General features: G+C 58.7%; 1 protein-coding gene. It reads left to right on the plus strand.

Annotated features, from left to right (window positions below; genetic code table 11):
- Positions 1-86 precede the first annotated feature (86 nt).
- Positions 87-571 (plus strand): IS5 family transposase (locus J8I87_RS44140; RefSeq protein ID WP_209938937.1); only part of this gene is annotated, 485 nt, incomplete at its 3' end.

The following is a 571-nucleotide window of genomic DNA, read 5'->3' on the forward strand; positions in this document are numbered from 1 at the left end:
CAGGCTGCTGAAGTACCGCTGAAACACGTCATCGCGCAGAGTACGTGAAGCGTTGATAGAGGGAGCCCAACTGCCTGATGGAGATTATGCGCGGCGCCGACACGTTCACCGAGAGTCTGTTTTCCATGCGCAAGCTGGACGACTTCATTCCGCCGTCACATCCGCTGCGTGCGATTCGCGTCATGGCAAACGAAGCACTCGCGAAGATGGATCGGCTGTTCGCCGACATGTACGAAGCCGACATAAAGGGCGGGCGGCCGAGCATCGCGCCGGAGAAGCTGTTGCGGGCAATGCTGATCCAGGTGCTCTACAGCATCCGCTCGGAGCGGCAATTGATGGAGCAGGTGCAATACAACCTCCTGTTTCGTTGGTTCATCGGCCTGGCAATGGATGACGTGGTGTGGGTGCCCACGGTCTTCACGAAGAACCGCGAGCGGTTGATCAGGCACGATGCCGTGATCGAATTCTTCAACGAAGTGGTGGCCATTGCCCAGAAGAAGGATCTGCTCTCGGGCGAGCACTTCAGCGTAGACGGCACGCTGATCCAGGCGTGGGCGGGACACAAGAGCTT

This window comes from Paraburkholderia sp. LEh10 (assembly GCF_017814945.1).
GTDB lineage: Bacteria > Pseudomonadota > Gammaproteobacteria > Burkholderiales > Burkholderiaceae > Paraburkholderia.